Annotated in this window: 2 protein-coding genes and 1 pseudogene; 2 read left to right on the top strand and 1 reads right to left on the bottom strand. The window is 65.7% G+C overall.

Annotated elements, in window-relative coordinates; all coding sequences use genetic code 11:
- Positions 1–501, top strand: a pseudogene (locus QZ281_RS10500) (acetyl-CoA C-acyltransferase); the annotation flags it as partial.
- A 76-nt stretch (positions 502–577) separates the two neighbouring features.
- On the opposite strand, the gene QZ281_RS10495 reads toward QZ281_RS10500, so the two are convergent.
- Positions 578–1,336, bottom strand: coding sequence for a GntR family transcriptional regulator (locus QZ281_RS10495; RefSeq protein WP_292228130.1), 759 nt, complete (start codon positions 1,334–1,336; stop codon positions 578–580).
- Positions 1,337–1,484: 148 nt separating this feature from the next.
- On the opposite strand from QZ281_RS10495, the gene QZ281_RS10490 reads away from it, so the two are divergent.
- Positions 1,485–1,767: hypothetical protein (locus QZ281_RS10490; RefSeq protein WP_292228110.1), on the top strand; the 283-nt coding region annotated here is incomplete at its 3' end.

The following is a 1,767-nucleotide window of genomic DNA, read 5'->3' as shown; positions in this document are numbered from 1 at the left end:
GACGGGTTGGCCTCGTTGCGCACGGTCTTCCCTGACGGCACGGTCACGGCGGGCAACGCCAGCCAACTGTCGGACGGCGCTTCAGCCTGCGTCCTGATGGAGGCGGCAGAGGCGCAGCGGCGCGGACTACAGCCGTTGGGCCGCTATGTCGGCATGGCGGTGGCGGGGGTCAGGCCCGATGAAATGGGCATCGGCCCGGTCGTCGCGGTGCCGCGTCTGCTGGAGCGGTTCAACCTGAAAGTCGAGGACATCGGCCTGTGGGAGTTGAACGAGGCCTTCGCAGTCCAGGTGCTGCATTGCCGCGATGTCCTGGGCATTCCGGACGAGCGGTTGAACGTCAACGGCGGCGCCATCTCCATCGGCCACCCCTACGGCATGTCCGGCGCCCGCATGGTCGGTCACGCCCTGATCGAAGGCCGCCGCCGCGGCGTCCGCTACGTTGTCGTCACCATGTGCGTCGGCGGCGGCATGGGCGCGGCGGGCTTGTTTGAGGTGATGTAGGCGCGGGGGAGCCGTGATGCTGGCTAGACCAGAGCACTCCTGATCGAGACTGGATCCGAAGCTCCATCGCAACAAACTACATCGCCGACACCCCCAGTTCTGCGACCATGTCGTAGGCGTCACCGCGGTAGAAGGAACGGGTCAGTTCGACGGGGCGGCCGTCGGCCAGGAAGGCGCGGCGTTCGATCAGCAGGCCTGCGTGGCCTGCATCGACTTCCAGCAGTTTGGCGCGTTCTTCGCCTGCGGTTTCGGCGCGGAGGCGTTGGAGGGCGCGCACCGGGCGGCAGCCGGTGACGTTGAGGGCGTCGTAGAGAGAAGCGCCGACAGCCTCGACTGAGGGCAGGGCGAAGCCGGTGATGGTCGAGATTTCGATCGCCATCGGTGCGCCGTCCGCCAAACGTAGTCGGCGGAAACGATGCACCGACGAGCCGGGCGAGAGGCCGAATGACAGGGCTTCTTCCGGCGTGACGAAGCCTGAACCGCGTGTCAGCCAGCGACTGCCCGGCACGCGGTCGCGCGCCTTCATGTCCTCAGAAAAGGACGACAGGGTCGAAAAACTCTTCTCCACCCGTTCGGTTCGGGGGGCTGTGTCCGATACGAAGGTTCCTGATCCACGCCGACGACTGAGGAAGCCGTCATCGACCAGACCGTCGATGGCGCGCCGCACCGTCACGCGCGACAGGCTGTAGGCCTCACTGAGATCACGCTCGCTGGGCAGTGCGGCACCAACCACCAGCCGGTTGTCATTGACGGCGGTGCGGATGAGACGTTGCAGGCGGGCGTAAAGCGGCCCGCCTTCGCCCAGAAGGCCGAGGTCGGTCGAAGATCGATGGATGACGGACCTCTGGGATGATGATGTTGTCAATGATCTAGACAATCCTGACTGGAAATGCAGAAGTCCTTGTGTGGTCCACTTGGTGTTGGTGTCAATACCGCTGTTGGCCGGATTGGTATTGTCCAAGGGGAGAGCGACGATGCGGCGTATGAACAGACTGGCCGGGCTGGCAGCAGGCGTGAGCGGGGCGGCCGTTCTGGCGGTGCTGACCCTAGGCGCAGCTTCGGTGCAGGCGGGTGAGGCGGCCCTGATGCCCCTGCCGGCATCGGCAAAAGTGAGCGCGGCTGAAGGTCAGGCGCTGGCCATCTCGGGCCGGTTCGCGGTGCATTACGAAGGGTTTTCGGACGTACGTTTGCAGCGGGCGGTCTCGCGCTTCCAGACCGACATCTATGCCCTGACCGGCGCCGCGCCGACGACGGATGGACCTGCCC

It is taken from the genome of Brevundimonas sp. (assembly GCF_018608325.1).
In the GTDB taxonomy this organism is placed as follows: domain Bacteria; phylum Pseudomonadota; class Alphaproteobacteria; order Caulobacterales; family Caulobacteraceae; genus Brevundimonas.
This window is presented reverse-complemented; position numbering and strand designations above follow the sequence as displayed.